Genomic DNA, 5,174 nt, shown 5'->3' with positions numbered 1-5,174 from the left:
CGGCGATCACCGAGAGCACAAGCGGTCCGAGCACCTCAATGGTGACCGTGACGCCGAGGGGAAGCCGCGCGAGCGCCAGGTAGAACAGGCAGTTCATCAGCGCGAGTACCAGCCCGAAGCCGACGACCGAGCGCCAGGCTGTCGGGGTGTGACCGCGAAGGCGGGGCCGGGCGATGACCATGAGGATGACGGCCGAGAAACCGAGACGCAGGAACACGATTCCGAGGGGCCCCAGCGCGGGGAAGAGCAAAACGGCGAGGGAGGCACCGAGCTCCTGACACACCAGACCCGTGACGACCATTCCGACCGCGAACGGCGGCGAAGACAGGGCTGCCGCGCGCGGAGCGCTCACCGCGGTTCCGGGTTCACTGCTGAGGCAGCGGACAGACCGCCGCACCGCGGATGGCTTCGGCTTGCTGTTCGGCGGTCCAGGGCAGGCCCGCCGCGGGCGCTGTCTGGCCGGCCGCAGCGGGGGCCTTCGAGGCGATCGCAGCGAGTTCCCACGCGAGATTTGCAGCGATCCCCGCGGGTGCGGCTGAGTTGTTCAAGACGACGGCAACCGTCATCCCGGTATCGGGGTCAGCGTACGCAGCCGTGAGGTAGCCGGGAATCGCGCCGTGCTGACCGATCAGACCTCCAGCGGCGAACGCTCCGCCGTCGTAGGTGTACCAGGTCGGTGCGCCCGGGTAGGCCTCGCGAGGACTGTCGAACCGCGTCTGGTCATCCCCGAGCAGCGCGCCGGTGGCAAGAGCCTGCGCATAGCGACCGAGATCGGCGATCGTCGAGACGGCACCGGAGTCGGCGAAGCCGATGCTGGCGGATAGCTCCGTGATGTCGACGGGATCAGTGCACAGTAGCTGCCCGTCCTCGCCCGGCAGCGAGTTGTTGCCCTGCAGCGACGAGCCACCGGTATCACCGGCGGGCGTTGCCGGGGCGGCGCCCGGAAGCCACGTGGAATCGAGGCCGAGAGGAGCCGTGACGTACTGCTCGAACAGCTCGGGCAGAGACGTTGCCGTCGCCGCCTCCAAGGCCACCCCCAGCAGGAAGTATCCGGCATCCGAGTCGACGAAAGCGGCGCCCGGACTGCTTGTTCGCTCACGTCCCATGCCATAGGCCGCGAGCTCGAGCGGAGGCCACTGGCGGTTCGGGGTCTTGAGCCAGTCGTTCCACAGCGACGGCGCCGATGCCCCGATGCCCGACGTGCTGTCGCAGAGCTGGCCCAAGGTCACGTCTTCCAGTCCCGACGCGCCGACGACATACTCCGAGACGTTGTCATCCAGGGCAACGACCTCGCGGTCGACAAGCGCGTAGAGAACATCGCACGTCATGGCCCGCGTCACGCGGGATGCGCGGAACTCCATGTCGGAAGTGACAGCCTGCGAGCTTGTCGGAGACTGGGTTCCCACACCGGCGACCCACGAGCCGCTCCACGGCGCCCAGACTCCCACAATGGCACCCGAGGATCCGGTCGCGGCCATCGCTTCGGCCAGCGCAGCATCCAGTTGCGACTGGGTCTCGGCGGGGAAATCTCCCTCCACCTGAGCCGGCACGTCGATCTCGACGGTTCCGGTGGGAGCACACCCAACGAGCATCGTCGCGAGGGCAACCGTCGCGATCCCGAGGGCGCTCCAACGCCGCCTGAGGATCGTCGCACCCATACCCAACCCCCGTTGTTCGTGCATTCAGCATTCAAACACATCAACATCACGCAATGATCACGGCCCTACGCTGGCACCATGACGTATCGCTTCGACGACAGCATCCGCACCGGCGTCCTCGCCCACATGAACGGCGACCACGGTGGCGACAACCTCCTGATCGTGCGGGCGTTCGGACAGACGGATGCCGTCGGCGCGGTCATGTCCGATCTCGATGGCGACGGCGGGGTGTGGGATGCCGAGCTCGGCGACGGCACGACAGTGACCGTGGCTGTTCCGTGGCCCGGCGGCAGCATCACAGAACGGCCCCAGATCCGAGCCGAGATCGTGAAGCTCTATGACGCGGCGTGCGAGCGTCTCGGGATCGAGCCTCGTCCGCACGAGTGAGCGGCGCCGACTCTCGCACCATCGGGACTTTGGTCTTGTAAGGTTCGGCTTACCTGAAGGTACACTGGTGCGCATGACACCCGTGACCCCGTTCTCGACGGCCCTGCGCGAGCGCTCGAGCACCGCCCACTCGGGCAGTGAACACGCCGGCTTCATGAGCGATCTGATGAAGGGCGAGGGCACGCGCGAGGACTACATCGCGCTTGTCGCCCAGCACTGGTTCATGTACGACGCGATCGAGCGCGCCGCCGACGTGATGCGCAACGACCCCGTTGCGGCCCCGTTCATCAGCGACAAGCTCACCCGCCTCCCCGCACTGGAGGCCGACCTCGAGTTCCTCATCGGACCGGACTGGCGCGAGCGGATCGCTCCGCTCCCGAGCACCCAGCGCTACGTCGACCGGATCAACGAGGTCGGCTCGACGTGGGCCGGCGGATTCGTCGCCCACCACTACACCCGCTACCTGGGGGACCTCTCGGGCGGGCAGTTCATCGGCAAGCTCATGGCACGGCAGTTCGGGTTTGAGACCAACGGGATCGGGTTCTACGTTTTCGACGACATCGCCGACCCGCGGGCCTTCAAGGACGTGTACCGCGAGCAACTGGATGCCGCCCCCTGGGACGCGGATGAACAGGAGCGCGTCATTGACGAAGTGCTGCGCGCCTACCAGTTCAACACCGACGTCTTCGTCGACCTTGCCTCAGCCAAGGCCTCGGGCCGCATCGCCGAGATCGCCTGAGCGATCCTCAGGCTCGCCCGCGGACGGCAGCCATGAACCGCTGCACATCGGGGTCGACCCGGATGTCACGGGGCCGCAACGGGCGCGTCAGGTAGAGCCCGTCAAGCGAGGTCAGGCGGCTCAGCGCCACGTAGGTCTGGCCGGGCGCGAAAGCACCCGAGCCCAGGTCGATGATGGCTCTGTCGTACGTCTTCCCCTGCGACTTGTGAATCGTCACCGCCCACGCCAGGCGCAGCGGGAACTGGGTGAACTCCGCCACGATCTCGCGCGAGATCGACCGCGTCGACGAGTTGTACGCGTACCGGAACCTTTCCCAGACGGCGGGCTCGACATCCATCTGTTCACCATCGACCTCCACGCGCACCGTGCCGCCGGCGATCCGCGTCACGGTTCCGATGGTGCCGTTCACCCACCGAGGCGGCTGGCCGAATGTCGACACGTCGTTGCGCAAGAACATGACCTGAGCACCCACCTTGAGCTGCAGTTCCGCGTCGGCGGGATACGCGGCATCCCCACGTCCGAAGTCACCGCTGATCTCGGCGTGCGCCGTCTGAGTCGCACCCGGCAGCGCATCCAGGTGAGCACGGTTGATGCGGGTGACGATGTCGTTGCGTGTGGCAAGCGTGATGATCGGAGGTTCGTCGGCCCCACCCACCGGCGGGGTGCGAGCGCCAGTGTCGTTGAGCACCTGGGCGATGTCGGCGGTGACCCGACCGTGGCGTACGGCTCCCAGCATCCGGCGGAACTCCGGATCGGATTGCCGGTGGATCTCGGTGAGCTCGCGGATCTGGAGCGATGCGCCGTACCGCCCGAGATCCAGCAGCGACGACCCCTCCGATCCGGGAAGCGCCGCGTCCGACCCCGCCCACACCCGCGCATCGAAGAACCAGAACGACCGGTAGTGATCGCGGATGTACCGCTGCTCGTCGCCATGTCGTGGCGGCACCGGCGCGAGCTGGTACGGATCCCCGAACATGACGATCTGCACTCCACCGAACGGCTCGGCACGCCGACCTCGTGCCTCCCGAAGGGAACGATCGATGGCGTCCATGACGTCGGCGTTGACCATCGAGATCTCGTCGATCACGAGGGTGTCGATGGCGTTCAGCAGCTTGCGGGTGGCATCCGGATGCTCGAGGTCGGCGTCCGCGATCAAACCGATCGGCAAGCGCAGCAGAGAGTGGATCGTCTGGCCTTCGACGTTGAGGGCAGCGACACCGGTGGGTGCACAGACGGCGATCTGTTTGCTGGTCCGGTAGGACAGGTGCTGCAGGAGCGTCGACTTGCCGGTTCCGGCCCGACCGGTCACGAACACGTGGTCGCGCGTGTCCTCGATGAGTCGGAACAGCGCCTCTTGCTCTGCGGAGAGTTCGGGCGCCTGCACCGGGCCATGCTACCCAGCGCGCGCCGCGGCAGGGCGTCCTCACAGCACGTCGTTCCTAGACTGGTGCCGTGAGCACCACGGGGGAGAACGCGTCGGGCGGTGCTGCCATCGCGCCAGAGACGCCACTCGCGACAGGCGCCGCGCAGCGCAAGTCTCGCCGCGGCCGCCGGGACGCGCGCCGCTCACTCACCGGCGACCTCATCATCCTCTCGGCGGTCGGCCTACTGCTGATCGCCGCGTTCATCGCCGCGGGAGCGACCCTCTACGCGCAGTTCTACAGCCCGTCGGCCTTCGTGGTGCGCTACGCAAACCTGCTCGCTGACGGCAATGCCACCCAGGCGCTTGCCGTGCCGGGGGTCGCGGTCTCGTCAGCCGACCTGGAGGCCGCCGGGCTCCCCGCCAACGCTTCCGAGGACTTCCTTCGCTCCAGCGCGCTCGGCGATCTCAGCGACATCCGTGTCGTGTCTGAAACGAGAAGCGGCGACACCGTCGCGGTGACCCTCGCGTACTCCGCGGGCGGCCACGACGCATCCACGACGTTCTCGGTGGTACAGGACGGCATGATCGGGATCTTCCCGCGCTGGGAGTTCGCGCAGAGCCCCATCGCGGTCATGGATCTCACCGTCAACGGATCGGCGGAGTTCGCGGTGAACGGCTTCAGCGTGGACAAGCGGCAGGTCTCGCCCGACGGAGTCGCCGCCGACCTGTCAGCGTCGATTCCCCTGCTCGTGTTCTCACCCGGCATCTACTCGGTGACCGTCGACACCCCCACCGCGACCTCGCCGGGAGTTGCGATGCTCTCCGACGTCCCGTTCACAAGTGTCCCGGTCACGGTCACCGCGACGGCATCCGACGAGTTCGTCACCCTCGTGCAAGAGAAAGTGGATGCCTTCCTCGACGAGTGCACGCAGCAGGAGGTCCTGCAGCCCACCGCCTGCCCGTTCGGGTTCGACCTCACCGACCGCATCGTGACCCTGCCGACGTGGTCGATCGTGCAAGACCCGAC

5 protein-coding genes and 1 pseudogene are annotated in these 5,174 nt (G+C 67.3%); 3 read left to right on the top strand and 3 right to left on the bottom strand.

Annotated elements, in window-relative coordinates; all coding sequences use genetic code 11:
* A pseudogene (locus Q1V87_RS06940) lies at positions 1 to 301 on the bottom strand (EamA family transporter); the annotation flags it as partial.
* A 64-nt stretch (positions 302 to 365) separates the two neighbouring features.
* Entirely contained in the window at positions 366 to 1,658 is a 1,293-nt protein-coding gene (locus Q1V87_RS06935) for a serine hydrolase (RefSeq protein WP_300591439.1), read from the bottom strand.
* Positions 1,659 to 1,736: 78 nt separating this feature from the next.
* Here Q1V87_RS06935 and Q1V87_RS06930 point away from each other — a divergent pair, with 78 nt between their 5' ends.
* Both Q1V87_RS06930 and Q1V87_RS06925 read left to right on the top strand, forming a co-directional pair.
* Complete coding sequence (locus Q1V87_RS06930) at positions 1,737 to 2,045, top strand: DUF2470 domain-containing protein (protein ID WP_300591438.1); 309 nt, start codon at positions 1,737 to 1,739, stop codon at positions 2,043 to 2,045.
* A 73-nt stretch (positions 2,046 to 2,118) separates the two neighbouring features.
* On the top strand, positions 2,119 to 2,784 hold the full coding sequence (locus tag Q1V87_RS06925) for a heme oxygenase (biliverdin-producing) (protein ID WP_300591437.1): 666 nt from the start codon (positions 2,119 to 2,121) through the stop codon (positions 2,782 to 2,784).
* Between the two features lie 7 nt (positions 2,785 to 2,791).
* Here Q1V87_RS06925 and Q1V87_RS06920 read toward each other — a convergent pair whose 3' ends face one another.
* Positions 2,792 to 4,168 carry an AAA family ATPase gene (locus Q1V87_RS06920; protein ID WP_300591436.1) on the bottom strand — a complete coding sequence of 459 codons (1,377 nt, stop codon included), beginning with the start codon at positions 4,166 to 4,168 and terminating at the stop codon, positions 2,792 to 2,794.
* A gap of 68 nt (positions 4,169 to 4,236) precedes the next feature.
* Here Q1V87_RS06920 and Q1V87_RS06915 point away from each other — a divergent pair.
* Positions 4,237 to 5,174 (top strand): hypothetical protein (locus Q1V87_RS06915; RefSeq protein ID WP_300591435.1); only part of this gene is annotated, 938 nt, incomplete at its 3' end.

Origin of the sequence: Microbacterium sp. (assembly GCF_030149085.1) — a bacterium.
In the GTDB taxonomy this organism is placed as follows: Bacteria; Actinomycetota; Actinomycetes; order Actinomycetales; family Microbacteriaceae; genus Microbacterium.
The sequence above is the reverse complement of the archived record's forward strand: the minus strand, read 5'-3'. Positions and strand labels throughout refer to the sequence as shown.

What these genes read in the sequence shown, in the direction of transcription:
- Q1V87_RS06935 (WP_300591439.1), bottom strand. Translation starts at nt 1,658, where the DNA reads ATGGGTGCGACGATCCTCAGGCGGCGTTGGAGCGCCCTCGGGATCGCG.
- Q1V87_RS06930 (WP_300591438.1), top strand. Translation starts at nt 1,737, where the DNA reads ATGACGTATCGCTTCGACGACAGCATCCGCACCGGCGTCCTCGCCCAC.
- Q1V87_RS06925 (WP_300591437.1), top strand. Translation starts at nt 2,119, where the DNA reads ATGACACCCGTGACCCCGTTCTCGACGGCCCTGCGCGAGCGCTCGAGC.